A 26,415-nucleotide genomic window follows, 5' to 3' on the forward strand; every position below is an offset into this window, starting at 1 on the left:
AACGGTAAGGGTGGTTGTTAAGTAAAAGCATTTTTATGTTTACTAATGGGCGAGTTTGATATCTTTCGAAGATCTTATGATCTCAGTATCGCAATCGAATCGTTACTCGAAAGCTGCCTTTTTGGCGATTTTGTCGGGAGTAGGCGCTGCCGCCGCCCAGGCTCAGGAAGATCCGGCTTATTCGGTGGAGCTTCCAGAGCTTTACGTAACCAGTTCGCATACTGCGACGGTTGAGCCTGCGTCGACTTATGGCGCTCCGGTTTCGCGATTGGAGCTGAATCCGCAGTTTGACTTGCAGGTGCGCAACATCGCGGAGGCTCAAGGGGACGTGAGCATCCGTGGCGGAATTTTCGAGAACACGGGTTTTCGTGTCGGCGCGGCGACTTTGCTAGATCCTCAAACCGGCCACTATTTCGCGGAAATTCCGATCGCCCCGGAGATGTTGGAAGGCCCGGGACTTTTGGTTGCGGGTGACAACGCCTTCGCTGGTTTCAACAGCACAGTAGGTACGGTGGACTACTCTTGGACGGAAATCTCTCCGGGTGGCAGCGCTGCAGCGGGATTTGGAGACAACAGCTTAAACTACCAGCGATTGCACCAGGGGACTTTGTTCTCGATAGAAGACGCTGCGGTTTGGGGAGCGGAAGTGGAGCTGTCCCGTTCCGAGTCTGCGGGTTCTATCGAAAATGGAGATCATAACTTCGTTCGCTATAGCGGTCGTGTCCAACGAGTAGGCGAGAGCACGCAAACGGATTTCTTTGCGGGCTATCAGTCCAAGTATCTTGCGTGGCCGGAGCTTTATGCGGCTCCCTACGGCTCGAACGAGTCGGACGAAGTGCGTACGAGCTTGTTCCTGTTTAACCATTCTCAGAGCTATGGCCCGGAAAGTTCATGGGAAGCTACCGTGTATCATCGTCGCCACCACGACCACTATCTCTTCAACCGCGCTTCGCTGGCCGACCGTTCGTTCGTTCACCAGACGGAAGTAAGCTCCGCTGCTCTCAACGGAGTGCAGGCGTTGAGCGATGTATTGAAACTCAACTACATGGTCCAGCTGGCAACGGACGAAATCGAATCGACGAATCTGGAGAACAATTTTACCAGCCGCGATTACGCGAAGGTTTCGATCTTGCCGGAGTTTCTGTTGTCGGAAAATGGTGAGCGACGTTTGAGTCTGCGAGCGGGCCTCAGCTACGACGACACTAATCGTGATGCTTCGGAAGTGTCGCCGATCGCGGACCTGTCTTGGACGAACGGGGACGATAGCTACTATTTGTCGTTTTCGCAAGCGTCACAGGTTTCCGGATACACCGCGGTTGGTGGAGCAACCGGTGGGTTGTTTGCAAGCAATCCCAACCTCGAGCGTGAGGTTTCGCGCAACGTGGAAGTGGGCGCGACCGTGAAGCGATCCGATTGGAGCGTGAAGGCGGCGGCGTTCGTTCGCGAAGATGCGGACTTGGTTGACTGGACTTATTCTTTTGGGGCAACCAGCGCCCGTTCCGCCAAGAACGTGGATATCGACACCTTTGGCTTGGAAGTGATCGGTTCGAAGCGGATTGGCCAATTGGAGCTGCTAGCGAGCGCTACGCTTCTGGACAAGGATGAGGACTACGGCGATCCGTCGGTAGACGCCAGCTTCTACGCGCTGAACTATGCGAAGCTTCGTCTCACTGCGGCGGCGGTTTGGAGCGCTACGGAACAGATCCAGATCCGCGTCGACAACGAGTACCGCGACCAGGCGGACAACGTTTTGCGAGAGGGCGACGACGCTGCATTCTTCACGCATCTTGGTGTTTACTATGCGGTGCCTGAAATGGAGGGGCTCGAGTTGAACGCGGCGGTCGAGAACTTGTGGGAGGATGATTTTCAAGAGATTCCAGGAACGCCCGGGCGCGGGCGTCAACTCAGCGTAGGAGCCCGCTACAGCTGGTAGCGTATCCAAAAAAAATTACCTAGCAGGTAGTTGGCGGCGTGGGCTTCGGCCTGCGTCGCTTTTTTTGCTCTAGGGAATAGGCTAAAGGTGAATCCTTGCTGTATTCAGTTTTTGGAGAGCCGCTTGCCCCAAACGATCGCGGCAAAGATGAGGGTCGCTCCGATGGATAGTTTGAGTATGGAGTCGGTGGTAATGTTTTTGGCTTCGCCAAAGACGAAGAGGGACGCGGCCATGGCGAGCGGTACCACGGCATTGTTGCATGCGGCGAGCACGCCCGGTGAGCTGAGCGCCGCGCCTTTGTTCCACCAGAAGAAGCCGAGACCGGAGGCGATCGCTCCAAGGTAGAGCAGGACGTACCACTGTTCGGGGCTGGGCGCGGTTTTGCTGGCGTCGCCGAACAGAGCGAATCCGAGCAGGGAGAGAACTGCCCCGCCGGCGAGAAGCGCGGCCATCGCCTCGCTATCGGCGATATCGCTACGTCGATGTTTCCAGGAGCGGTAGAGGAGTTGTCCGAGGCCGAAGGCGATGTTGGCGATCTGCATCAAACCGAAGCCGATCCAGAACGATCCCTCGGGCGCTTGGCTGAATTTGATGACCGAAGCGCCGGCGATGGATAGGGCGGCGCAAGCGAGAAGAGCCCAGCTCCAACGGCGTTTTGCCAACTCGTGGGCAACGACGATATAGAGCGGGGTGAGAACGGAAAACAGGGCGACGAGGTGCGATGGCAGGAAGGCGTAGGCCTTGATGTAGCTTACGTACATGACGCCGAACTGGAGGGCTCCGATACCGAAGAGTTGAATGGCCTCCTTGCCTTGCAGCTTGCGGTAACGGAAGAAGGGGAGGAAGCAGAGGAAGGCGATGGAGAGGCGGATCGTGGCTACGAAGGTCGAATCGAGTCCGGTGAGTCGGCCCATAATGCCGAAAGAGAAGGCCCAGATCAGAGAGACGGCGATGAGGAAAATCACGGTGAGAAGGGGTGGAGGAAATTAGCTGCGGGCGGTGACCCACCTGGATTGGAGAGTGGGGTGGCGCTGGGAGGCAGCGAGCTCTTTCAGGAAAGCGCTGCGGGGGACTTCTTGGGCGCCGAGGCTGCGTAGGTGCTTGGTCGGTTGCTGGGCGTCGATGAAGTCGAAACGGTTTTCGAGGGCGAATTCGACGAGCGCATGGAAGGCGAATTTGGAGGCGTCGCGGGCATGGTGGAACATCGATTCTCCAAAGAATGCGTTTCCGAGCGAGACGCCGTAGAGTCCGCCAACGAGTTTGCCCTCCTGGTAGGTTTCGAAGGAGTGGGCGAGGCCAAGGTGGTGCAGGCGGACGTAGGCCTCCTGCATGTCGCCAGTGATCCAAGTGCCGTCCTGTCCAGGGCGTGGAATCTTTGCGCAGTTGGCGATGACGCTAGGAAAGTCGTGGTCGATGCGCAGCTCGTATTTGCCAGAGCGGACCAAGCGGGAAAGCGTTTTGCTGCGCTTGAAGTTTTGCGGATAGAGGACCATGCGCGGGTCGGGAGAAAACCACAGGATGGGATCGCCCTCCGAATACCACGGGAAGATGCCGCAGGAATAGGCGGCAACGAGGCGCTCGGGGCTGAGGTCGCCGCCGATCGCGATGATGCCCTCTTCCTCCGCGAGTTCCGGATCGGGAAAAATCGGATCTTCTCGTAGTCGAAAGATGGGCACGCGTTTTCGCTGACTAAGGTTGGGGAAGCTCGTCGGCGCTGCCGAACCGCTCGATCAGGCGATCGTAGGAGATGGTCCGGTTGTCGGGAGTGACCTTGGATGCGAAAAGCTGGCTCCAGATTTCGCGGGGAATCAGGTCGCTGGCGGCAGTGGAACGCTGGGCGGCGGTGATGTCTTGGTTTTCGTCGAACGTGAGCTTCCAGGGAAGCTGAAAGTAGGCATGGGCCTTGTCAGCTGTAATCAGCACGGCGCTCATTTCGTGTTGGCCGGTTTCTTCGTTTGGCATCCGAATTGCGGATACGAATGAGATGACCCGTAGCTTGTAGACCCAGATGAGGTCGCAGATGGTTTGCAGGAGAGCTTCGCTGCTCTCGGTCACCGAGTTGGGCAGGGTCAGGTTTACGAAGGGGCCGCCTTCGCGCTTGCCGAGGAAGAGCGGCAAGATGCCATTGAACTCCTTGAAGATGGCCTCGGTATGGAGGGCCATGGCTTCATGCAGGCCGGAGGTGTTGGGAGCTTGTTCGGTGAGTAGCTTCTGAAGTGACGCTGACATGGGGCCAGCTTCTAGCAAGCCAGTCCGATGTCCAGTCGTTTGCGGAGCGCGAAGGCCTTGCTGTGGCTACTTGGCGTGTTTGGCGTAGGCTGCGAGCTGGCGGTCTTCCAGGTCGGCTTTGGCGACGAACTCCAGGGAAGCGGAATTGATGCAGTAGCGCAGGCGAGTGGGGCGAGGGCCGTCGGGGAAGACGTGGCCGAGGTGCCCGCCGCAGCGGTTGCAGTGCACTTCGGTACGGGTCATGCCGTGACTGGTGTCCACGGTTTCGCCGACGTTCTTGACTTCGATGGAATCCCAGAAGCTGGGCCATCCGGTGCCGGAATCGAACTTTTGGGCGCTGGCGAAAAGGGGAACCTGGCAACCCGCGCAAAGGTAGACGCCCTTGTCCTTGTTGTTCCAGTACTGGTTGCGGAAGGGCGGTTCGGTGCCTTGCTCGCGCAGTACGCGGTACTGGTTGTGGTCGAGCAGCTTTTTCCACTCGGAGTCCGTCTTCTTAAAGGCTTCCAAGGCGGTGGTCTGGGCCTCGGAGGGAACGGCGCAGGCTGCGAGTTCCTCGGGCGTTTGTTGGGTGGAAGGTGCGTTTGTCTTGTCGTCTTTTGAGGCCATGAGGAAAGTTGTTGTAGCGAGCGCGAGGGCCGCGAGGGTGGCAAGTTGATGTTTCATGGGCGATTGGGGGCTAAGATGTGCTTGTTTCCTGTAGAGAGGCAAACGGTTTGCGGTTTATTCCGATTGCCGGAGGCATTTGACGCAGAAGCCGCCAAGCGGTGCGCTTGGCGGCCTGATCGACGGCGAGAGCGGGGCTTTCCCTCGCCGCTTTCGTTTTGCCGCTCGCCTGAGCTTCGTGAAGCCCAGCCTCTCGCGAGTTCGGCATGGTCGGGAGCCTCCTCTAGGGACGATTGTCCGAGCTCCCAAATTCGTGCTGCGGAAGTGTTGCCTTTCGCGAAGCCGCAAGGCTGCGGGCAGTCTTGCCAGTAAGTTCGATCCGTTATTCTGTTCGCTAATTCGGTCGAGCGATCTGCCTTCAACTAGGAGTACGATTGGGAGGGGCGATTGGATTCAAATCGGCTTTTGCCCCGTGGTTTCCGGTCGATAGAATGGAATTGACAGCGAAGGTGCCGTTTCATTTATCCGGCGCTTTAACCCATTATCACTACAATGGCAGACGAAAAGAAGAGCAGCTCAACTACTAGCACAAATGCAGCGCCAGCGAAGTCGTCGACCTCCACGGCAACGGGAGGGCAAAACGGAAAGGGCGATGCTCCTCGCAATTGCTTCAGCGACTCCTACCGCTCGAACTTCGACGGTATCGATTGGAGCAAGTAGTTGATATTCCGCAATCTGGAGCGGATTTTGATTTCGGCCACCGTGATTGCGCGGTGGCTTTTTTGTTTCCGTGCAGCGCTATTGATCGCTCCAAATACCTTGGGCGAGCAGCTGCTTCGAGGCGGCGGCTGACCAGCCGCGGTTTGCGGCGGGGCTCGCGGGGGATGGGTGCAGGACTTTCCCGTGCTTCAGGTCCAGTCCGGCGAGAGCCTCTTTTGCTTGGGCCTGGGCGAAGCCGCCAACTCCGACGATCCATTCGGGCTGCAGGATTTCGATGCAGCGGCGCAGGTGCAGGTTGCAGGCTGCGAAGAGGGGGGCGCTCTCGGATGCGGGCAGCTTGTCGGGGGTGCGGTTGCGCGAGCTCTCCTCCATGAAGACGAGCGGGCAGTAGTTGAGCACGAAATGCTCGGCGAAGAAGTCCTCGGCGTTGGGGAAGCGTTCGGAGAAGAGGCCCCAGAGGCGACGTCCGGAAACCTCTGACTTTTCGCATTCGAAGCCGACGATGGGGCGCTTGGGGTGTTCCGGTTCAGGCTTGTCCACTGGCTCGTCGATGCCCATCCAGTTCTTGACGGCGTCGATTTCGCCGAAGGGGACGCCTGTTTGGGACATGCCCCAGGGACCCGGATTCATGCCCATGAAGACGATTCGCTTCTTGTTGCTGGCGTACTTTTCGAGGTATCTGTGGTGAGGTTTCCACGCGTACCCAAGCGGGTTGTAGACGTAGGCCACAGGTTCGGAGAAAGTGAGGCGGTCGACTGTCTTGCAGAGTTCCTTTGCGGCTTTTGCGAGTTTGGGAGCGAGGGACATCGGGCGATTGGAAGCGCTCGCCCAGTGGGGGTCAAACTTGTTTGCTCATCGGTTGCGGCGATGAATTCCTGATCGTGCCGGACCTTGAGGGCGGTCGCATTTCGTTTGCGCGGAGGGAGGGGGCAATGATGACCTCGTCCTGCGTTGAGCGCAGGTTTTCAGGCCGATACGGGGATGGCGTATCCGGGATCCTAGGACGGCATTTCGCCCTCGGCCGTCGGCGGAAGTCGCTGGCTTTAGAAGGAGTAGGCGAGGTAGTCGAAACGCTTGGCTTCGGACTTATCGTATTGGGCCTTCTTGCGTTTCGCGACGGGGAGCGCGGGAATCTCTTCCTCGTGCACCGGGACGCGGGTGCTGAGCTTTTCGAGCTCAGGGTGATCCTGGATTCGCTGGTAGATGTGGGCGAGCAGGATGGCATCGCTTTGAGCGTCGTGCCTTCGCATGGAAGACAAGCCAGCGGACAGGCGTTCTGCGATGTCGTCGAGAGAGTTGCGCAGGCGGGAGAAGTCCGGCCACATCACTTCGAAGATATCCATGGTATCGATGAAGCGAACGGTCCGTGTTTCGACGTTATCCTGTCGTGCGTACTTGCGAATGAAATTGAAGTCGAAGCGGTAGATGTCGTGGCCGAAGAGGGTCGCGTCGCCTACCCATTCGGAGAAGGCTTGCAGGGCTTCTATGGGCTTGGGGGCGCCTTTGACGTCCTCGTCGCGCACGCGAGTGAGCTTCTGGATGTCTTCCGGGATCGGCTTGCCGGGGTCGACGTAGGTGCAAAAGCTGTCTTCCACGTTCATGATGGAACCGCCCAAGCGCACGCCAGCGATCTGAGTGATTTCCTCCTGCTTGTAGCGAAGACCGGTAGTCTCGAGGTCAAATGCGACCAGCTCCCTTACGCCGAGCAAGGGATGGAATGATGGCATTTTCGTTGAATAGAGCGGTTTCACGGGTGGTTGAGCAGGATTACTTTTATCTATCGGTCGTTAGACTGTGTTTGACGAGTTTTCGTTCCTCCGTTGCCGAATTTTGACAAAAAGTTCTCAGTACGAGGGAGGCGTTTTTGAGAATGCGGCAGGATTCATCAAGAGTTACGAATTGCGAGCCAAATAGGAGGCGCGAATACAAAAAATGTAGGCCGCTTTTTCAGGTATGCAAGTTCGCTGCCGTTTACTTACAGGTGCCGCTTCACTCGCGAGCATCAATCCCTTGCCCGGTCTCCCACTTCCCATGACCAAGTTCAACAAAATCCAGCTACGCTGGAGCGTAATTGCTCTGGCAGTGACGAGCATGCTCGGCTTTTTGAGCAGCGAGTTCGTCGCGAAAAAACTGATCGTATCCGCAGAGACGGCACGATTGCGCGTATTGCTGGATGGGGCGGAAGTTCCGCGGGAAGCGGGGGTCGAGTTCTATTCAGTGCTCACGGATGGGAGTCTCCTGGGGAACGAGAACCTGGCTATCGGTTCCTTGTCCAAGGAGAACACCCTTCGCCTCGTCTACCGGAGCCAGGAAGGGGTCGCTTACCGAGAGGGTTGGGTCTATGTATCCGGTCCGGCAAAGTTCGGATCCGAGACGGCAAGCGGTTGGCGAGTTGCCCGATCGAACGTTGCCGAGCGAATGGAGTCTGCCTTCTCCGCCGTCTTGGTGGTTGTATTGTGCACATGGGGGTGCTTTTGCGGGATGTTCTTTGCCTATCATCGAAGTTTGCTGGGAGCGGTAAGGGGCAAGAGCGAGCAGATCCGCAAGACCTTCGGCTTAGCGGGTCCGGAAGGTAAAAGGGAAATTGAAGAGGAGCTGTCGGAACTTTGCGAAGGCCTCTCGAAGATCCGCCGTGAAGGCGACCGAGCGTTATCGGAGCTTCAGCCTCTTGCCGCGATCGCCACCAATGCGAGCGAAGGGCTGTTCATTTGCGACGCGTCTGGAAAGATTGAATGGGCGAACGAAGGTTTTTTGGGGATGGTCGGGTCCTCTTTAGAAGAGCTACAGCAAGCGGAGCCCTTTGCCTACATGCGGACGGAGCGAAACGACCCGCTCTACCTGGCGCGCTTGGGGAGAGCCGTGGAAATCGGAGATTCGGTCTCGCTCGAGCTAGAGGGCGTCCGCCCTGATGGGAGCGTCTACTGGGCATCTCTGGATTTAAAGCCGCTCGATTCGAAGGCGGATGGAACGCAGCGATTTTTCGGTATCCAGATCGATATCACGGAACAGCGCCGTGCGAGTGCGGAGCTGGAGGAAGTGTCGCGTCGCTTCGCCCTCGCCATGGAAAGCGCGAATGTCGGAATTTGGGATTGGGACGTGAAGCGGGGGGATCTCGTTTGGGACGAGCATACCTACGGACTGTATGGAGTCTCTCGGGCGAACTTCAAGCCAAGCTACCACTCTTGGATGAATTGTATTGATCCTGACGATACGAATCGGGTGGTTCGTTCCATCGACAGCAGCCTAGCGAATGGTGAGAATATCGACTTGGTCTTGTGCGTGCGCAAGGGCGATGGCAGCGAGGCATTCGTCAAAAGTGTCGGCCGGGCCTTCTGCAACGAGGCAGGTGAGGTAACCCGCTACATCGGCATCGCCTCCGACGTGACAGCGGAGCATCGGGCCAAGAAGAATTTGATCGAGCAGAAGGAAGAGGCGGAAACGTTAGCCCTTCGCTTGGCCGATGCGGTCAAGCAGTCGAAGAAGGCGGCGAGCGAAGCGTATCAGGCGACGCGGGCCAAGAGCGCGTTCTTGGCGATGATGAGCCACGAGATACGGACTCCCATGAATGGGGTGATTGGCATGGCGAGCCTCTTGTTGGAGACCGAATTGGACGAGTATCAGAGGGACTACTTGAATACGATTCGCGTGAGCGGCGACACCTTGCTCACCCTCATCAATGACATTTTAGATTATTCGAAGATAGAGAGCGGAAAGCTTGAAATCGAGATGGCCCCGTTCTCCCTGCGCGAGTGCGCGGAAGAGGCAGCAGACCTCTTGGCCTCCAAGGCGGCAGAGAAGGGAGTCGATTTGATTTGTCGGGTAGATCCAGGGACTCCTGCCGAAGTGGTCGGCGATATCACCCGTTTGCGCCAGGTGCTCGTCAACTTGGTGGGCAACGCGATCAAGTTCACTGAAGTGGGCGAAGTTGAGCTTTGCGTGCATGGTCCCAAGGATGGGAAGGTTCACTTCTCGGTGCGCGATACGGGAATCGGGATTCCGGAAGACCGTATGAATCGTCTGTTTGAGGTTTTCTCGCAGGTGGATTCCTCGACGACTCGGAAGTTCGGTGGCTCAGGTTTGGGGCTATCTATCAGCAAGCAGCTTACCAACTTGATGGGCGGAGAAATGTGGGTGGAAAGTTCGATAGGACGCGGATCTGTTTTTCACTTCGATATCGCTTTCGAGGAATTGGGCGGGGCTTCGGCCGACCCGATCTATGCGAAACAGGAAGCACTTGTTGGCAAAACGATTTTAATCGCGCAGCCGAATTCCGTCCTCAGGGGCTATCTCAATAGGCTGTGCCAAGGGTGGGGGATGAAGGCTCACGCGATATCGTCGATCGAGCACTGTCCCAAGGCAGAACGATTCGATATCGTGTTAGTGGACGAAGATGACGCGAAACTGGGAGCTGCTGGATGTAACGAGATTTCTGATACTTTGGGATTCGAGCCGGAGCTGGTTGTCCAATTGCTCAACTACGGGGAAACGGGAGGCCGGAGCGTTTTCGAGCATCGGGTCTACAAGCCTTGCAAGGTGTCCTCGCTGCTGGATGTGTTGGCTTCAGTCGGAGGAACGTCTCGCGATGAGGTCTCGAAATCGGAAGCGAAGGCTACGGATACGGATGCGGAATTCGCCCAGCGTTTGCCGTTGCGGGTGCTGGTCGCGGACGACAACTCGGTCAACCAGAAGGTTGCCCGTATGATGCTGAAGAAGTTTGGCTATTCCGCAGACTTGGTGGCCAATGGAGTGGAGGCGGTGGAAGCGGTCAAGCAATGCGACTACGACCTGGTCTTCATGGACTGCCAGATGCCCGAGATGGACGGTTTCGAGGCGACGCGGGTCATACGCCAAATCGAAAGGGATCGATCGTCTTCGAAGCGAGCTTACATCTTCGCCCTCACGGCGAACGTGCGCGGGGAGTCGATGGAGATGTCGAAAGAGGCTGGGATGGATGGTTTCTTGGCCAAGCCGATCAAGCTCGGCGATATCCGTCATGCCTTGAAGGAAGTTGAGGCGGATCTGATTTCCTCCAAGTAAAATTCGATTGAGATTGGTGGGCTAAGCGCCTTGGCTGCGATTCTTTCAAATCGACATGGCAGCACTCCCTCAAATCCTCTTAGACGAACCTGGTTTCGTGGTGGCGAACAAGCCCTCGGGAATGTTGAGCGAAGGCGGCGGCGAACGGGAGGTAGATCTTGAAAGAGCTGTATCGAAAATTGTGGGACGGCAGGTATGGTGTTGTCACCGATTGGATCGCTTGACGAGCGGCATTGTGGTCCTTCGCAAGGGGAAACTATTTCTCAAGCAGCTGGCGTCGCAATTCGAGTCCCGTGCCGTGCGCAAGGAATATTGGCTTCTTGTTGAAGGAATCTGGGACCGGCGTATCCAAAAGGTGGAGTCGCAGATTGCCCCATCCGGCAGGGGCGTTTACGCGAACGTGGAGAGCGGTGGAAAGCCCGCGGCGAGCACCTTTCAGGTTTTGGGTGTGGACGAAGCCTCGGGAGTGAGCTGGTTGCGAGGGTTGCTCAAGACGGGCCGCACTCACCAGCTGCGATTGCATGCTTTAAAGTCGGGTTGCCCGGTTCTGGGAGACCCGCTGTACGGGGACGCGCGTGCAGATGGCTTGTTTGGGCTTCATGCGAGGAGTTTGAGGATGAGGCACCCCGCTTCGGGGGCAGCTCTCGAATTTGAGGCGGAAGCTCCCGAGGCTTGGCGCAGCTGGATTGAGAAAATGCAGGGTCTGCAGGGCTAGGTTCTTTTCACGATTTCCGTCGTGAATTCACGATACGTTATACTGAAGCCGCCACTGGATGGCGAGGGGTGATCTCGGCCCTTAAGCAAAGTGTTTTTGTATCAATCGTTCGACTACAGGATGGATTTTGTCGGCCAGTTCCTGGTTCGCGTAGGCGAGCCAGTTTACGGTGGTCGTGGTGTCGAAGGGTATGTCGAGCTCTGGCGACTCAGCTAGCCGAACGACGACTCCGGCGGCTCGTGCGACGAGGGCGGTACAGAGGTCGTAGGGGTGGCAAGTGAGGGATTGCGGGTATCCGTTTTTTGAGAACGCGAGGGGGCGGATGTCGATGACGAGGCGGTCGTGGCCGGCTATTAGTTCGTAGAGCTGCCCACCGGTTGAAATGTATTGGTCGTCGAAGATGAGGGCGTCCGCTCGCTCGGATTCCGGGGTCAAGGCGGCGAACAGTTCCTCCTCGAACAGGGCGAGGGCGGCTTTGGCCTGAGGAAAGAACTTGGCGACGGAAGCGAAGCCGTGCTTGAGCTCGGTAGAGCGGGAGGGCGAGTGTGGGATTTGTCGGGTTTCGCCGTTGAGCAGGTTGGTGGCTTCGCGATGGAAGCGCGTGCTACCGTCGGGAAGAAGGATGGCTGAGAGTTGCTCTGAGATGTATTGTTTTGAGGTGGGGAGTTCGGTCATCGCGGCGACGGTGATGTCCTCCAGTTTGGGCGAGGTGGGGCTTGTTGGTTGGGGCGCGAGGCCGATCAGAGCCCAGGCGGGGCGTTTGTCGTACATGATGCCGCGGGTACCGTCGATGGGGTCGACGATCAGCTGGTAGGCGATGCGCGAGTCAGGAATTTTGTCGGGAAAGGTCACCCGCTCGTCGTCCTCGATGCCCTCCATCACGAGACGAACCGGGAATTCGGAAGGCCAGTTGTCGCCAAGCCATTTCAAGATCAGCTGTTCGCTGACCTTGTCGATCTGGTAAATGGTATCGGCGGTGGTGTGGGCCGCTACCGCGGAAAGTTCCTCTACCGAAGTATGCTGCTGAGCGTACAAGGTGTCGCGGATGGCGGCTCCCAGTTGGCAGATTCGTTGGCGGAAAGTTTCGAGTTGGGAGTTCATGGCGAAAAGGGGATTGAGTGGTCGAGGAGATGTCGCTTGGCTGCGGACTGATGAACAAGCTTTACATGTACAAGGGATGCGATGGCTGTCGCAAGGCGAAGAAATGGCTCCAAGAAAAGGGCGTGGATTTTGAGGAGATCGCGATTCGCGAGGTGACTCCGAGCAAGGCGGAGCTGAAAGAAGCTTTGGCGGCCCACGACATGAACTTGCGTAAGCTTTTCAACGTTTCGGGCGGCGACTACCGCGAGATGGGCTTGAAGGAAAAGCTGCCGCAGATGGAAGTGGACGAGGCTTTGGACTTGCTGATGGCGAATGGGAACTTGGTGAAGCGTCCGTTCTTGGCGACTCCGAGCGGTTGTATCAGCGGATTTGATACGAGCGTTTGGGAAGGCTTCGTGAGGTAGTTTTTTGCCCACGAAGGTCACGAAGTGACACGAAGTTTTTGGGTGAGGAGCTTGCTTATTTTCGGTCGCTGTGGCCGAGGGGGCGGTCGGGATCGATACGGTCGCGCACGAGTTGTTTGAGTTCCTTTGATTCGGGGAAGCGGCCGGCTTCTTTGCGGGAGAATATGAGTTCGTCGTCGAGGCGGATTTCCATGATGCCGCCGGTGCCGGGCTGGAGGGCGACTTCGCCGAGGTCCTGGCCGAAGGTGTTGAGCAGCTCTTGGGCAAGCCAAGCAGCGCGGAGCATCCAGTTGCACTGGCTGCAGTAAAGGATGGAGATTCGTGGTTTGCGAAGGTCGGACATGGGTGAACGGGTTGTGTTGTTTTTGACCACAGATCGCTTTGGTTTTTAAGGATCTCGTGGTGACGCGGGCGGTGCTAAATGTTGATTGCTTTAGTGGCCGTTTTTAGGATGGGTTTAGGTGATGTCAAAGGCGGGCGAGAAAGATTATCTGAGGAAGTTGGGTGAGGCGGGACAGCGTCATGCGTTCGATAAACCGTTCTCGGATCCCCATTGTGGAATGTACCTGATTCATTTGGGCAATATTATGGGCTTGTTGCCTCCAGCCCCGGCCCGGATTTTGGACTTAGGGGTCGGGACGGGATGGACGAGCGCGTTTCTGAGTCGGGCTGGCTATGAGGTGGTGGGAGTGGATATCTCCGATGATATGATTGCGCTGGCTCGCAGGAACGCGGAAAGGTATGAGGCGGTGAGCTTGGATTTCGTGATTTCGGATTATGAAACTCTTCGTTTTTCGAAGGAATTTGATGCGGCTGTATTCTACGATTCCTTGCATCATGCGATCGATGAGAAGGAGGCGTTAGCTTGCGCGTTTCGTGCCTTGAAAGTGGGAGGGATTTTGGTTTGTCACGAGCCGGCTCAAGGCCACGCAGATGCGGTTGAGTCGGTCAAGGCTCGAGAGCAGTATGGCATTACCGAGAGGGATATGCCGCCCCAACGTATCGTGGAAGTGGGTACAACTGTTGGTTTTTCCTCGCACGAATTGTATTCACATTCGTGGAAGCCGGTGCGGGTGGGGCCGTTGATAGGGGCTTCGGCCGTTTGCTCTCGGTATTGGGAGAGGCTGATGAGCTTTTTCGGAGCGGGTAGCGAAGCGAAGAAGGACTACTTTCGCAGGAATATGGTGGTGTTGAGAAAGTAGGTTGGGGGTGAACCTTTTTTGACCACGGATTGCTCAGATTTTTTTATGGATCTTCTGAAGAGGGATTTTTGCTTCGATCTGTGATTATCGGAGGAATCTGTGGTTAAAACGTTTCGGTTAGATGGATACTCTTTTGATGGCGAGTTGAGCGTTTTTGAAGTTTAGGAGGAGAGCGGTGCTTAGGTTGGTGATATTGAGATAGCCTAGCATTTGGGCGATGTGGGTGTCGGTGAAGGCTTTGACGACTTTGGGGTCTACGATGACGGTGTTTTCGACGATGAGATCTGGAATGAGGGTGCCGATGAGCTGGTCGTCGTAGTAGACTTCGTGCTGCTTTTGTTGCTGGGTAGTGAGGCCTTGTTTTGTTATTTCGATAACGAGAGCTCGCTCGTAGAGCTTTTCGTCGAGGCCGGGCTTGAGCTTGTTGAGCACGGTGTAGGCGGCACCTATGATCGTTTTGGTGAGGTCTGTGTTATGGGGATTCATGGGGAGTTGGGGATCGGGTTGTGTTTATTTGACCACAGATAGCTCAGGTTTTTTCTTTGATGGATCTTCTGAAGAGGTGATTTGTTTAGAATCGATTGTATTTAAAACGTGGATTCGATTCTTCTGTGAGTCGAATTGGGAAGGTGCTTGATCGCGATAGTAGCACCTTCAGAAGATCCTAAAAAATCTGAGAAATCTGTGGTTAAAATTTCTCTGTGAGATCCTACCGGAATTCTTCGGGGGCGTCGGGGTTGGCGATGATGAATTCGGTGATGGCTTCGAGGAAGGCTTCGCCGTAGGCTTCGAGCTTCTTGTAGCCGACGCCGGAGATCTCGGAGAGCTTGTCCTCGTTGGCGGGAAAGTAGCGGGCCATCTCGCGGAGGGTGACGTCGGAGAAGACGATGTAGGGCGGCACTCCGTGTTCGTCGGCGATTTCCTTGCGCAGGCTGCGCAGGATGGAGAAGAGGTCTTCGTTGCACTCGATGCCGCCTTTGGAGCGGTTGCGGTCGCGTTGTAGGGCGTTGGCGGATACGGGGAGTTTGGTGAGCTTGATGGGCGTGCGGTCGCGCAGGGCGGACTTGCCTTTTTGCGTGAGGCTGAGGGCTCCGTAGGCTTCGGCGTCTTGGTAGACGTATTCGTTGCGGATGAGCTCGCGGCCGAAGGCTTGCCATTCGGCTCGTTTGTGTTCGCCGCCGATGTTGTAGGTGGTGAGGCGGTGGTGTCCCCATTTGAGGACTTTTTCGTTCTTGGAGCCGAGCAGGACGTCGACGATGTGGTTGATGCCGACGCCGAAGCCGGAGGCTTGGGAGACGCGGAAGATGCAGGACATGAACTTCTGGGCGGGGATGGTGCCGTCGAAGGTTTCTTTGGGAGAGTTGCAGTTGTCGCAGTTGCCGCAGTTGCCTTCGCTCCAGCTTTCGGAGAAGTAGCCGAGCAGGACCTCGCGGCGGCAGCGGGAGGACTCGGCGTAGTTGACCATTTGGCGTAGTTGTTCTTTGGCGACTTCTCGCTCTTGGGGCTCTTTTTCGGCGATGAAGTTGAGTTGCTTGGCGACGTCGCCGGGGGAGAAGAAGAGGAGGCAGTCGGAGGGAAGTCCGTCGCGTCCGGCGCGTCCGGTTTCCTGGTAGTAGCCTTCGATGTTTTTGGGCAGGTCTTGGTGGATGACGTAGCGGACGTTGGGCTTGTCGATGCCCATGCCGAAGGCGATGGTGGCGCAGACGACTTTGACCTCGTCGCGGATGAAGGCTTCTTGGTTCTTAGCTCGCTGGAGCGGGGTCATGCCGGCGTGGTAAGGGAGGGCTTCGACGCCTTCTTGGCGGAGGCGGTCGGCGGTTTGCTCGGTGGCCTTGCGGGAGAAGCAGTAGATGATGCCGGAGTCGAAGGGGCGGGCTTGAACGAACTTGAGGATTTGGCGGAAGACGGCCTGCTTTTGCTCGATGCGGTAGGCGAGGTTGGGGCGGTTGAAGGAGGCGACGTAGTTGGTGGGGGACTTGAGCTTGAGCTGCTTGACGATGTCGTCGCGCACGCGGTCGGTCGCGGTGGCGGTGAGGGCCATGAAGGGCGTATCCGGAAAGCGCTTACGCAGCTCGGCGAGCTGTCGGTATTCGGGGCGGAAGTCGTGTCCCCATTCGGAGATGCAGTGTGCTTCGTCGACGGCGAAGCGGCAGACGTTCCACTTTTTGAGGTCTTCGAGGAAGCCGCCGAGCATGAGGCGTTCGGGAGCGACGTAGAGGACTTGGTATTCGCCGGCGAAGAGTTTGGCGTAGCGTTTGCGGGCTTCGCCTTGGGCGAGGGAGGAGTTGAGGAAGGTGGCGGGGATGCCGTTTTCGGTGAGGCCGTCGACTTGGTCCTTCATGAGGGCGATCAGGGGGGAGATGACGACGGTGAGGCCTTGGGAGAGGACGGCGGGCAGCTGGTAGCAGAGGGACTTGCCGCCGCCGGTGGGGAGGAGGGCGAAGACGTCGCGTCCGTTGAGGGCGTCGTTGACGATGTCGCCTTGCAGGGGACGGAAGCTGTCGTGGCCGAAGTATTTCTTGAGGGCTTGGCGGACGTTGTCGGCGGTGGTAACTGGCACGGGGCGGAGGAGTGAAGGGTGAGAATTGTGATCTGTGAATCGGATTGGACAAAGGGGTAAGCGGGGTCGAGGCGGGGGCAAGGGGAAAGGTGTGCGGAGGTGTGAAGGCCATGGTAGCGACGAAGGAAAGAGAAAGTGGGGAATTGGCAGGGAATGTTGAGAGCTGCTGGGAATTGGGTTGCATGCGGGCTATCTGCTGGGGCGTTCTTGGGGATATGAAGTTATTCAGAATGACCCGTAGTTTTTTGGCAGTTGCGGCCGCTGTGTCGTCGGCTCTTGTTGGCTTTGCGGCCAGCGAGGAGGAGCACGATGCATTGATCGAGCTAGCCAAGGATAAGGAATCGGATTTCGCTAGCGAGCTTGCGGCGGCCCAGGAAGCGGGAATGCCGTCCGATTGGATACTGGAGGCGGAGATTATCCGTGCCCTTTCGACGGGGAATGCGAACGCTATGTTTGACCTGATTCCGCGAATCGAAGCGGCGGGCGACGATTTTCGTTACGGCGTGGGACGGGATTTTTACTCGGCTCAGCAGCTGGCGGGGTTCGCTGACGTGCTCCGCTGCGTGGTGGCCTATCGGGCGGGCGACATGGAGACTTTCGAGAAGTACGCGGTGAGCTCATACGAGAAGGCGCCGGATTTCAACGGAGCTTTTGGCATTGGCGAGTTGTTGGCCCAGCAGCGTCGCGAGGCGGCTCAGGAGGCGGCCATGGCGGATTTCCGCGTGCCGATGGACTTGGTGCTGGCGAGCGCGGACGGCGAGAGCAAGTCGCTCCGCGAGTGGATGGGCGACGACGAGGTGATGTTGGTGGACTTTTGGGCGAGCTGGTGCGGGCCCTGCATTCGTTTGATGCCTTCCTTGAAGGAGAAGGAGGAACAGCTTTCCAAGCAGGGCGTTTTCGTGGCGGGCATCAACACGGATCGCCGCGACCAGCTCAAGAACGCGACTTCGATACGCGACCGCGAGGGGATGGAGTCGGTGCCTTGGTTGCTTGACCGGAACGGGGGCGACTTGAGCGGGATGCTGATGGTCGACTCGATTCCCCGCATGGTGCTGATCGACCGCGAGGGATCGGTGCTCTACAATGGGCATCCGTCGGATCCTTCGCTGGGGATTGCCCTCGCTGAATTGGGCGTCGAGCTGCACTAGCTCCGGGGAGCAGGTAACCCTTGCGGGCTGGCGAAGTTTCGCGACCAAGGTCGCTCCTACCCGTTTTTCGTGGCCAAGCGTTTGCCGAGGCGGATGCTTGGCTTTTCTATGTAGCGGTAGGTGAGGGCCGCCAGTCCGAAGGTGGTAGCGGTGGTGAGCAGGATGAAGAGCTCGAGCCGCGTTTTGGGAAGCTCTTGGGTTTGCCAGAAGCGGGCGATGAGGGTGAAAACGATCGCGTGCAGGAGGTAGACGGAGTAGGTGGATCGCCCGGCGAGGCTGAGCCACCTGGGGGTTCTGGGCAGAAAAAAGAAGAGGACAAACATCGCCATCCCGAGGGTGTGTCCCCAGCCGTAGCGGTTCCACATGGGATCGGGGTAGCTGAAGCTCTTTTCTACTCCCTCGATCACGGGCTGGGCTACCAGGTAGACCATGAGGGCGAAAAGGATGCGAGCGGCTTTCTTCCAGTTTTCCGAGCGGGAAAAGAGGGGTTCCTGCTTTAGCTCGTAGATGCATCGCATGGCGGATCCGGCAAACATGATGGCCAGCAGATAGCCGAGGATTGGCAGGTTTCCTTGATAGCCTTTGAGAAGGTCGAGCTTCCAGAGAGCGTAGGAAAGGGAGAACCCGGCGATGGCGGAAAGGAATTTGTATTTTCCGAAGCCGAGGTAGAGGAGAGCGGTCGCTAGGTAGAAGGCGAGCTCCACTTCGAGGGTCCAGAACAAGCCCATGATATGGGGCTCTCCGACGAAGGTTGCGATCATGCCACCGTTGGCGAGGATGGTTGAGGCCGGCAATTTATGGCCGGTAACCAGCCAAAGGGAGTAGATTCCGATGACCACCGCAACCCAGTAGATGGGGTAGAGGCGAAAGAAGCGATTGATGGCGAAGGACCGCAGGGCGGCGAGGCGTGGGCCCTCGAGGGTACGGGGGATGACGAATCCGCTGATGCAGAAGAATGCGACCACTCCGATTCGCCCGAAGTCGAAGTAGTTGGCGAGCTCGCTGGTCCATTGTCCGCCGTTGGAGTGACGCAGCAGGCTTTCGGAGACGTGTTGCCAGATTACGAGGAAGCAGGCCACGGCGCGTAGGGCGTCGAGGGATTGGAATCGCTGGTTGGAGGGGGTTGCGGAGATGGTTTCTTTCTAGTTGGGTTGCTAATCGCGTGACAAGCACGCTCCCACAGGTGGAAAGTTTGTGGTTGTGAGGGGGAGGGGTAATGCCTTTGGTGGCGATGAATTTGCAATGAAAATTGGTAGTCTTGAGCTTGAATCGAACTTGTTCCTGTCGCCTTTGGCGGGGTATACGAACCTGCCTTTTCGCCTAACTGCGAAGAGTTTAGGCGGCTTGGGGCTGGTGACCACGGACCTAGTCAACGCCCGATCGCTCCTCGAAGGGCGGGCCGTGGCCTACAAGATGATAGCGACGGATGTCCGCGAGCAGCCGATGGCGGTGCAGTTGTTTGGTGGAGTTGCGGAGGAGATGCGGGATGCCGCGGTAATCGCGGCCGAGAAGGGGGCTCAGTCGATCGATATCAACATGGGGTGTCCCGTGAAGAAGGTGGTCAAGACCGGCAGCGGCTCCTCCATGATGAAGGATCACGACAAGACGCGGGACCTGGTAAAAGGCATGATCGAAGCGGTGAACGTCCCGATCACTGCCAAGATGCGATTGGGCTGGGACTCGGAGAACATTACGGCTCCCGAGCTGGCGCGGACGTTGGAGGACGTGGGTGTATCGGCGATTTTCATACATGGCCGCACCCGAGCCCAAGGCTTTTCGGGGGGCGTGGATCTAGAGGGCATCCGCAAAGTCAAGGAGGCGGTAAAGTCCATTCCGGTGATCGGCAATGGAGACGTGACGACGCCCGAAGCGGCTCGTATCATGTTGGAGCGTACGGGTTGCGATGGTGTGAGTATCGGGCGTGGCGCGTTCTACAACCCGTGGATTTTCAAGCAGACGCTCCATTATTTGAATACGGGTAACCTGTTGCCGGACCCGACTTTCGAGCAACGGGTGGAGTTGATGAGGGTGCACCTCGAGCGCATGATCGAATTTTATGGAGAGCTAAAGGGCTGTATCCAGTTCCGCAAGGTGGCGGTTTGGTACGCGAAGCGTTTCGGTCCCTCCAAGTATTTCAAGGATCGGGTGATCAAGGTGGAAAGCATGGACCACTTCGAGGAGATCATGACGGGCTACCGACAATGGCGGCAGCGCTTCTGCGACGAGGATGGCGAGTTGCAGGAGAAGTACCGCCCGGTGGATCCGTATTCGTCGATCACGCACGAGCCTCAGGAAGTTCCGGAGAAGATCAAGGTGCCCAAGGGGCCGGTGGAAAAGTGGTAAGCTACGGTGCGGCGCCCGATGAGCAAACTTAAGGGGAAGGGGTTTATCTGCTTGCTGGTCGCGCTCTCAATCGTGGGCGCTTGGATCGGGAGTTACGGCGCTTTCAGCGCCTTGAAACCCGGCAGTCGGGTCAGCTCCCTTTGGGGTTGGGACACTTCTTTTTACTACTTCTGGCTTCGTTCCGTAGCTCTCGACCAAGATGTCGATTTCGAGAATGATATTCAGTTGACGGATACGATTCCTGATGGGCAAAAGCGATTTGCACGGATGGACTTGCCTCGCACGGACAGGGGCCTGATTCCCAACAAGTATCCGGTCGGCTGGGCTTTGTTTCATGCCCCTTGGTTTGCGATGGGGCATGGTACGGCTTTGCTTTTGGACAAGGCAGGCGTTGAGGTAAGGACGGATGGATACGGCAAGGTCTACGAGCGATTCCTCTACCTTGGTAGCTGCTTGTACGCGGTCTTGGCAATGTGGCTGAGCTACTTGCTGGCGAGGCGGTTCTTCGATTGGGAGGTGAGTTTGCTTGGGCTCTTGGTGACTTGGCTAGCGGGCTTTCTCATATATTACCAACTCAACCAGTACGCCATGGCCCACGGGTTGACTTACCTTTGCGTGGTTTCCTGCTTCTACTGGTCGCTGGCAATTCGGGAGATGCCGCCCTTGAAGCGAAATTGGCTGATGTTGGGTGTCTCGGTGGGGCTGCTTCTGATCACCCGCTATCAAGCAGGAGTTTATCTTTTGTTTCCTTTTCTCATCGCTGTAGTGGAAATCCTGACACGAAGAGCTACGCTGAATGCGATTGTCGTTTGTGTCGCGGCCATCGGGGCCATCGTGTCGCTGCAATTGCTCGCTTGGAAGTTATTGTACGGATCCTGGCTGGTTTACTCTTACGCGGGCGAAGGTTTTGTTTGGGGGAATCCGGAGCTTTGGAGGACTCTCTTTGATCCTTTCCACGGTTTGTTCTATTGGCAGCCCATCTTTGCGGTGGGGCTCGCTGGTTTGGTGGGATTCGTAATCAGTCGCCGGGATTGGATCTATTGGGCGATGCTGCTCTCGGCCGCGGGCATGGTGTACGTGAACGCGGCTTGGGAAACGTGGTGGTTTGGGGCGGCTTTTGGAGGACGGGCCTACGAAGGGGTGACCTTGTTCGTGACCTTGGGGATATGTTGGTTGCTGCACGTCACGAACCGGGGACCGGCTGTCGCTAAGTGGGCGTTTCGCTCGGTGTTGGGACTGATGGTGATTTGGAATTTGGGCGTGCTCGATGTGTGCGTTCGTAATTGGCAGTCTGGCATCAGCTTGGAGGAGCCGGTTACCTACGGGCAGTTTTGGCGGGCGATGCTTGAGCTGTGGTTTTAGCGAAGCCTTTGGGGACGCGAACAAAATGGACTAATCGCGTGACGAGCACGCTCCCACGATGTGATGGCTAGTGCTCGCGGGTGGTTTCGGCTTTTTCGTCACAGTCGACGACTGTGAACTTGGCCCGGTAGATTTCCTCGCCCTCGTGGCTGAGCGTAAAGATCCAGTCGCCGAGTCCTTGTTCGTATTCGTGGTCGAAGTAGTAGCCGAAATAGAAGGTGGTGGAACCGTCGTAGACGTGCATGGGTTCGCGGCGGCGGAAGCGTTCTTTGCTTCCTCCGTTAGGAAGCTGCATGCGTGGGTAGCGAACTTCTAGGTCGAGATGGGTTAGGTCTTCGGGAACGTTGTCGAAGCGGACCTCCAGTTGTAGGCCGGTCTCGAGGCAGTTGGGAATGGTCCAGGTATTGTATTGCAGAATGATGTAATCGTCGTCGACCCACTTGCCGCCAGTCGGAGTGTCGTCGTCGGGAACTGATTCGCCTCCTATGCGCTGGATATGGTTGTAGCTGAGCAGGGTGGCGTCGAATGGGACTTCGAGAAAGGGGAATACGGTGGGGACCAGGGCGAGGAGGAGGAGGGCGGCTTTCATGGGTAACTTTACGAAGCTGCAGGGGGAGGTCGTTTTGTTAAGTCAAAAAAAGAGGGGGCAACGGAGGTCGAAGATTGGATCCTGCACCGCGGACGCTGGCTAAAGCTCAGCGCTACGAAATAAAAATCCCGACTCTGTGGAGAGTCGGGATTCATGGAGGGGAAGTAAGCTGTTCGTATCGGTAAATTGATTACGCGGCGGAAATCAGACTGGCGGGATCGAGGATGAGGGCGATGGTGCCGTCTCCAAGTATCGCTCCGCCGGATACGCCGGGGATGCCCTGCATCATGCCGCCGAGCGACTTGATGACGACTTCTTGCTTGCTGACCATGTCGTCGACGAGCAGGCCGCAGGGCTTGCCGCCGGTCTCGACGACCACCACAGTGGCGTCTTTCGGCTCGGAGATGGCTCCGGGAATGGCGAAGTGCTGGTGGAGGCGGAAGAGCGGAATGACTTGGCCGCGGATGTTGAGGATCTCTTGGTTGCCTTGCACCTTGGCGAGCACCTCGGAATCGGGACGCAGGGCGACCTTGACGGAAGTGGTCGGCAGGATGAAGCGGTCTTCGCCCACCTTGACCACGAGGCCGTCGACGATGGCCATGGTGAGGGGAAGCAGGATACGGAAGGTGGAGCCTTTGCCGAGCTCGGACTGGATCTCTACTTTGCCTCGCAGCTTCTCGATGTTCTTCTTCACTACGTCCATGCCTACGCCGCGTCCGGAAATGTCGGTGATTTGGGCAGCGGTGGAAAAGCCGGGGGCGAAGATGAGCTTGTAGATCTCTTCTTTGGAAAGCTGGTCGCTCTCGGAGACGATGCCGTTGGCGATGGCCTTGGCGAGCACGCGGTCGGGATCGATGCCGCGGCCGTCGTCGGCGAGCTCGATGACGATATTGGAGCCTTGGTGGTAGGCCTTGAGGCTGATGTTTCCGACCTCGTCCTTGCCGGCGGCGCGACGATCCTCGGGAGTCGCTTCCAAGCCGTGGTCGAGGGCGTTGCGTACCATGTGCACGAGCGGATCGCCGATCTCTTCGACCACGTTGCGGTCGAGTTCGGTGTCTTCGCCAAAGGTTTCAAAGCGTACTTTCTTGCCGCACTTGGCGCCGATGTCTCGCACGATGCGGCCCATCTTTTGGAAGGTAGGCTTCACCGGAATCATGCGCAGGGCCATGGAGGTGTGCTGCAATTCCTTGGTGATGCGGGTGAGCTGCGACATGTTGCGCTGCAGGGCGGAGTCGCCTGCGGTGCTGCCGCTGCCGTTGTCTTGGCGGGAGCTTTCGAGAAGCTGGCTTTGTACGATCACGAGCTCGCCGACCATGTCCATGAGGTTGTCGAGTTTGGTCGTGTTGACGCGAATCGTAGCGTTTTCGGCGGCCTTGCGCTTGGCGGCTGCCGCAGCTTTGGCGTCCGGTTCTTGTTGAGCGACGGGCGCGGCGGAAGAAGTGGGGGCGGATGGAACCGCGGAAATTTCGGGCTCGTCAGCTTGGTCTTCAGCCGCAGATGCTGCGACGGGGGCGGGCGTTTGGGAGGTCGCAGGAGCGCTGGAGGTGTCGCCGGTCTTCTTGGCCCAGACTTCAGGACCTTCCATGGCCCAGCGGGCGCGGGCCATTAGTTCGCTGACGGGTATGACTTGCGAGGGAGTGGTACCGTTGGCGAGGGCGTCGGTGATTTGTTCGATGAGCTTGGTGATGGTGTCCTTGGACGCGAGGACGAGGTCGATAATGCCGGTGAAGACGTCGAGCTTGTCGTTGCGGACGAGGTCCATGAGGGACTCGACTTCGTGGGCGAGTCGGTTGACGGGAACGAGATTGAGGAAGCCGGCCACGCCTTTGATGGTGTGGAAGGAGCGGAACATCGAGTTGATGGCGTTGCGGCTGGTAACGTCTTGCTCGAGTTCGAGAACGGCGGACTCGATTTGGCTCAGGTGGTCGACGGCCTCGGTATGGAATTCTTGGAGAAGCTCTTCGTTCTCCTCCATGTTGAGGTCCATGACGACGTCGTATTGGGCGAACTCGGCGAGCAGTCCGTCGTCTTCCTCTTCGCCGTTCGTGACTTGGGAGGAATCGGCCTCTGCGGGAGTGGCTTCCTCGGGAGCGGAGAAGGGGCTTGGCTCGCGGCCGGACTTGATTTCGGAAAGGGCGGTTTCAAGCCAGACGTTGAAGTCGGTCAGGATTTGCAGGGCGTAGTGGTCGTAAGCTGCCGCGTTGTCGAGCAGGGCGTCCATCTTGGCGAGGACGGGAGTGACGGCGGCGCTTACGGTGTCGTCGGTCTCGAAGTCGTTCTCGAAGTCCTTGAGCAGGGAGTAGACGGGGAGCATGCCCTCGTCGCTGCCGACGCTAGCGAGCAGGAGCTCGGCCGAAAATTGCTGGGCAAGCTTAGCGAAGATCTCGATGCGGGCTTCGGTCCAGTTTTCGTTTCCTGTCGCAGGAGCGTCTGGTATGGCTTCGAAGCTAGGCTCTTCGAAGGAAAAGGCTTCCTCCGCTTCCGGCTGGGGCGCGGCAGGTTTCTCCGGGGGAAGCTCGGCGGTGGAAAAGTCGATGTCGTTAAAGCCGGGGAGTGGAGTGGGTTCGGGGAGTTCCTCGGTTTCGTCCGCGGGAATTTCGAGCGGAGCTTCGTTTTCGGCGGCAGGCTGGTCTTCCTCGTCGTCGAGCACGATGGCGGCGGGGGCTACGGCTTTGCCGCCCGGTTCCTTGGCGTCGAAGGGGCGGATGGAGGCTTCGTTGCGCAGGCTTTCGATGGCGTCGCTGCACCAGCGGGCGAAGCCGCGCATGGCTTGTACGGACTCCTCGTCGAAGACCTTGGCCTCGTCGAGCATGGCTTGGATGATCTCTTGGATTCCGACGACTCCTTGGACGATTTCGGGGTCCTGGGGGAGGGACCAGGTGATCTCGTTGACGAGACTGAAGATGGGGATGAGGCCGTCGTCCGTACCCGGTTGAGCGAGGTGAGACTCGGATGCGAGTTTCGCTGCTATTTCTTCGAATGAGTTTATTTCGTCAGATGACCACGCCATGGTGATAAAATCGGTTGCGGGATGGGAATATGTGGGAGTGCCGTATTCCGGATCATCGTCGCGGGAGGGTGGTTGCTTGAGTAGAAAAACCGATAATTACCCCTGCTTTTAGACGGAATTACTCAAAGCGGTGGACTGGAGGAGCTATTTCGCGGGAGTTTTACAAGAGGGGGAAGGGGCGTGGTGAGGTGGATATAGTTTAACCGCTGAGCAACTGTGTCACTGAGCAAGCTGTAAGTTAAGTTTTTTGAACAGGCTTTGTATGTGTATGAGCATCTTCCTCATTCCAGCGACGATGGCGCACTTGTACGGCTTGCCCTTGTCCCTGAGCTTCTGGACGTAAGGTCTTATCACTTCGTTGTGCACCGCAGCAGTTTTGGTCGCCATGTAGAGGCACCGTCTGACTTTGGCTCTACCCTCTTGGATGCGTCTTTTCTTCTTGGTCTTTCCGCTGTCGTCGTTGAAGGGGGCGATTCCAGCCAAGGCGACGATCTGGTTCCTGTTGAGGGACTCGATCTCGCTGAGGTGCGCGAGCAGGGTCCAAGCCGTGACTTCGCCCACGCCGCAGACCGAGAGGGCGATGCCTTGCTGGGAGCGCATCTTCGCGTCGCTTTGGACGAGCTCCCTGATGTCCTCTTCGATCGTCTCAAGCTCGTTCTGCACGATCGCGATCATGCGCTCGATGGATGGGTGGATGAGAGGATCGCTGTTTTGCCGCCGGTTTTTCTCGCGGCTTAGCTGTTCGCTCAGATGGCTTCTGCGGTCGAGCAGGGCGGCGAGCTGCTGGCGTTTTTCGCAGGGAGGCGTTTGGGGTCGTATGTTCTTCTCTTTCGCGAAGTTGCGAATCATGCGCGCGTCGATGGGGTCGGTCTTTGCCTTGACCCCCTCGCTCTTGGCGTAGTGTCGCACTCGAGCCGGGTTGACCCTGGCGAAGGGGAGGCCCTTGGCGAGGAGTTGCTGCATGAGGATTCGCTCGTATCCGCCGGTCGCCTCGAAGACGGCCAAGGGCGTCTTGAAGGTGGCGATGTGGTCGGTCAGCTCGCTAAGGGCGTCTGCTTTGTTGGATACGCTGAAACTTCGCTTGTCGCTGAGCGCTTCAAGTGTATCTTTCGATATGTCGATTGCGATAATGTCGTATTCGGTGGGATTCATGGCTTGTATCTGTCTTGTAGAGGTGAGCTCGCGTCTTTGATGACGGGCTCTTTCAACTGTTTGATATCCAAGCCAGGTCGCTTCGAGGGATCGCTGCTCAGCGCTGAGCTCGCTCAATGAGGGCTCCGGACGCAGATTGATCTCACTCGAAACGCGTTCGGACCGGTGGCCGCCGGTTCGAACGATCCTGGCATCCTCTGAAAATGCCATTTGCAGAGGGCTTTTCGAGCCCTTCCTCCGACGAGTTATGGACTCATTCTCGGAAGGGCTCAAAAAGCTGGAAATCAATGGTGGGGAACCTACAAGG

Annotated in this window: 23 protein-coding genes; 9 read left to right on the forward strand and 14 right to left on the reverse strand. The window is 57.6% G+C overall.

Annotated elements, in window-relative coordinates:
- Window positions 1-76 precede the first annotated feature (76 nt).
- Window positions 77-1,933, forward strand: a complete 1,857-nt coding sequence (locus IEN85_RS11660) for a TonB-dependent receptor domain-containing protein (protein WP_191617265.1) — start codon at window positions 77-79, stop codon at window positions 1,931-1,933.
- Between the two features lie 104 nt (window positions 1,934-2,037).
- On the opposite strand, the gene IEN85_RS24780 is transcribed toward IEN85_RS11660, so the two are convergent.
- The 4 genes from IEN85_RS24780 to msrB form a co-directional block, all read right to left on the reverse strand.
- Window positions 2,038-2,898 (reverse strand): EamA family transporter, encoded by an 861-nt coding sequence (locus IEN85_RS24780; RefSeq protein ID WP_191617266.1) that lies wholly within the window; start codon window positions 2,896-2,898, stop codon window positions 2,038-2,040.
- Between the two features lie 21 nt (window positions 2,899-2,919).
- Complete coding sequence (aat, locus tag IEN85_RS11670) at window positions 2,920-3,609, reverse strand: leucyl/phenylalanyl-tRNA--protein transferase (RefSeq protein ID WP_191617267.1); 690 nt, start codon at window positions 3,607-3,609, stop codon at window positions 2,920-2,922.
- 13 nt (window positions 3,610-3,622) lie between these two features.
- A complete protein-coding gene (locus IEN85_RS11675) occupies window positions 3,623-4,162 on the reverse strand; it encodes a hypothetical protein (RefSeq protein WP_191617268.1) in 540 nt (179 codons plus the stop codon).
- Between the two features lie 66 nt (window positions 4,163-4,228).
- Window positions 4,229-4,825 (reverse strand): peptide-methionine (R)-S-oxide reductase MsrB, encoded by a 597-nt coding sequence (gene msrB / locus IEN85_RS11680; protein WP_191617269.1) that lies wholly within the window; start codon window positions 4,823-4,825, stop codon window positions 4,229-4,231.
- Window positions 4,826-5,317: 492 nt separating this feature from the next.
- Between msrB and IEN85_RS11685 the strand changes: the two genes are divergently transcribed.
- Window positions 5,318-5,485: a hypothetical protein gene (locus tag IEN85_RS11685; protein WP_191617270.1), complete on the forward strand. Its 168-nt coding sequence runs from the start codon at window positions 5,318-5,320 to the stop codon at window positions 5,483-5,485.
- A gap of 78 nt (window positions 5,486-5,563) precedes the next feature.
- On the opposite strand, the gene IEN85_RS11690 is transcribed toward IEN85_RS11685, so the two are convergent.
- Together IEN85_RS11690 and IEN85_RS11695 are read right to left on the reverse strand one after the other, a co-directional pair.
- Window positions 5,564-6,292 carry a uracil-DNA glycosylase family protein gene (locus IEN85_RS11690; RefSeq protein ID WP_191617271.1) on the reverse strand — a complete coding sequence of 243 codons (729 nt, stop codon included), beginning with the start codon at window positions 6,290-6,292 and terminating at the stop codon, window positions 5,564-5,566.
- Window positions 6,293-6,528: 236 nt separating this feature from the next.
- Complete coding sequence (locus IEN85_RS11695) at window positions 6,529-7,212, reverse strand: 3'-5' exonuclease (protein WP_191617272.1); 684 nt, start codon at window positions 7,210-7,212, stop codon at window positions 6,529-6,531.
- Between the two features lie 304 nt (window positions 7,213-7,516).
- Between IEN85_RS11695 and IEN85_RS11700 the strand changes: the two genes are divergently transcribed.
- Both IEN85_RS11700 and IEN85_RS11705 read left to right on the forward strand, forming a co-directional pair.
- Entirely contained in the window at window positions 7,517-10,522 is a 3,006-nt protein-coding gene (locus IEN85_RS11700; protein WP_191617273.1) for an ATP-binding protein, read from the forward strand.
- Between the two features lie 55 nt (window positions 10,523-10,577).
- Window positions 10,578-11,237 carry an RluA family pseudouridine synthase gene (locus tag IEN85_RS11705; RefSeq protein WP_191617274.1) on the forward strand — a complete coding sequence of 220 codons (660 nt, stop codon included), beginning with the start codon at window positions 10,578-10,580 and terminating at the stop codon, window positions 11,235-11,237.
- Between the two features lie 81 nt (window positions 11,238-11,318).
- Here the strand turns inward: IEN85_RS11705 and IEN85_RS11710 are convergent, their stop codons facing one another.
- Window positions 11,319-12,338, reverse strand: a complete 1,020-nt coding sequence (locus IEN85_RS11710) for an FIG domain-containing protein (RefSeq protein ID WP_191617275.1) — start codon at window positions 12,336-12,338, stop codon at window positions 11,319-11,321.
- 50 nt (window positions 12,339-12,388) lie between these two features.
- Between IEN85_RS11710 and IEN85_RS11715 the strand changes: the two genes are divergently transcribed.
- Entirely contained in the window at window positions 12,389-12,742 is a 354-nt protein-coding gene (locus IEN85_RS11715; RefSeq protein ID WP_224772585.1) for a Spx/MgsR family RNA polymerase-binding regulatory protein, read from the forward strand.
- A 55-nt stretch (window positions 12,743-12,797) separates the two neighbouring features.
- On the opposite strand, the gene IEN85_RS11720 is transcribed toward IEN85_RS11715, so the two are convergent.
- Window positions 12,798-13,085 carry an Rdx family protein gene (locus IEN85_RS11720; protein ID WP_191617276.1) on the reverse strand — a complete coding sequence of 96 codons (288 nt, stop codon included), beginning with the start codon at window positions 13,083-13,085 and terminating at the stop codon, window positions 12,798-12,800.
- Between the two features lie 121 nt (window positions 13,086-13,206).
- Between IEN85_RS11720 and IEN85_RS11725 the strand changes: the two genes are divergently transcribed.
- The gene (locus IEN85_RS11725) at window positions 13,207-13,944 is read left to right on the forward strand and encodes a class I SAM-dependent methyltransferase (RefSeq protein ID WP_191617277.1); all 738 of its coding nucleotides are present in this window, start codon (window positions 13,207-13,209) and stop codon (window positions 13,942-13,944) included.
- A 117-nt stretch (window positions 13,945-14,061) separates the two neighbouring features.
- On the opposite strand, the gene IEN85_RS11730 is transcribed toward IEN85_RS11725, so the two are convergent.
- Together IEN85_RS11730 and recQ are read right to left on the reverse strand one after the other, a co-directional pair.
- Window positions 14,062-14,430: a GxxExxY protein gene (locus IEN85_RS11730; protein ID WP_191617278.1), complete on the reverse strand. Its 369-nt coding sequence runs from the start codon at window positions 14,428-14,430 to the stop codon at window positions 14,062-14,064.
- 223 nt (window positions 14,431-14,653) lie between these two features.
- The gene (gene recQ / locus IEN85_RS11735; protein WP_191617279.1) at window positions 14,654-16,504 is read right to left on the reverse strand and encodes a DNA helicase RecQ; all 1,851 of its coding nucleotides are present in this window, start codon (window positions 16,502-16,504) and stop codon (window positions 14,654-14,656) included.
- A gap of 230 nt (window positions 16,505-16,734) precedes the next feature.
- On the opposite strand from recQ, the gene IEN85_RS11740 reads away from it, so the two are divergent.
- Window positions 16,735-17,652 (forward strand): TlpA family protein disulfide reductase, encoded by a 918-nt coding sequence (locus tag IEN85_RS11740; RefSeq protein WP_191617280.1) that lies wholly within the window; start codon window positions 16,735-16,737, stop codon window positions 17,650-17,652.
- Window positions 17,653-17,708: 56 nt separating this feature from the next.
- Here IEN85_RS11740 and IEN85_RS11745 read toward each other — a convergent pair whose 3' ends face one another.
- Window positions 17,709-18,785, reverse strand: coding sequence for an acyltransferase family protein (locus IEN85_RS11745; protein ID WP_318186613.1), 1,077 nt, complete (start codon window positions 18,783-18,785; stop codon window positions 17,709-17,711).
- A gap of 109 nt (window positions 18,786-18,894) precedes the next feature.
- On the opposite strand from IEN85_RS11745, the gene dusB reads away from it, so the two are divergent.
- Together dusB and IEN85_RS11755 are read left to right on the forward strand one after the other, a co-directional pair.
- Window positions 18,895-19,995 (forward strand): tRNA dihydrouridine synthase DusB, encoded by a 1,101-nt coding sequence (dusB, locus tag IEN85_RS11750; RefSeq protein WP_191617282.1) that lies wholly within the window; start codon window positions 18,895-18,897, stop codon window positions 19,993-19,995.
- Between the two features lie 18 nt (window positions 19,996-20,013).
- A complete protein-coding gene (locus IEN85_RS11755) occupies window positions 20,014-21,357 on the forward strand; it encodes a glycosyltransferase family 39 protein (protein ID WP_191617283.1) in 1,344 nt (447 codons plus the stop codon).
- Window positions 21,358-21,424: 67 nt separating this feature from the next.
- On the opposite strand, the gene IEN85_RS11760 is transcribed toward IEN85_RS11755, so the two are convergent.
- From IEN85_RS11760 to IEN85_RS11770, 3 genes are all read right to left on the reverse strand, one after another.
- A complete protein-coding gene (locus IEN85_RS11760) occupies window positions 21,425-21,946 on the reverse strand; it encodes a DUF3859 domain-containing protein (RefSeq protein ID WP_191617284.1) in 522 nt (173 codons plus the stop codon).
- A gap of 190 nt (window positions 21,947-22,136) precedes the next feature.
- Window positions 22,137-24,956, reverse strand: coding sequence for a chemotaxis protein CheA (locus tag IEN85_RS11765; RefSeq protein WP_224772587.1), 2,820 nt, complete (start codon window positions 24,954-24,956; stop codon window positions 22,137-22,139).
- A 219-nt stretch (window positions 24,957-25,175) separates the two neighbouring features.
- Window positions 25,176-26,318, reverse strand: coding sequence for an IS110 family RNA-guided transposase (locus IEN85_RS11770; protein ID WP_224772532.1), 1,143 nt, complete (start codon window positions 26,316-26,318; stop codon window positions 25,176-25,178).
- Window positions 26,319-26,415: the final 97 nt, after the last annotated feature.

It is taken from the genome of Pelagicoccus enzymogenes, assembly GCF_014803405.1.
In the GTDB taxonomy this organism is placed as follows: Bacteria; Verrucomicrobiota; Verrucomicrobiia; order Opitutales; family Opitutaceae; genus Pelagicoccus; species Pelagicoccus enzymogenes.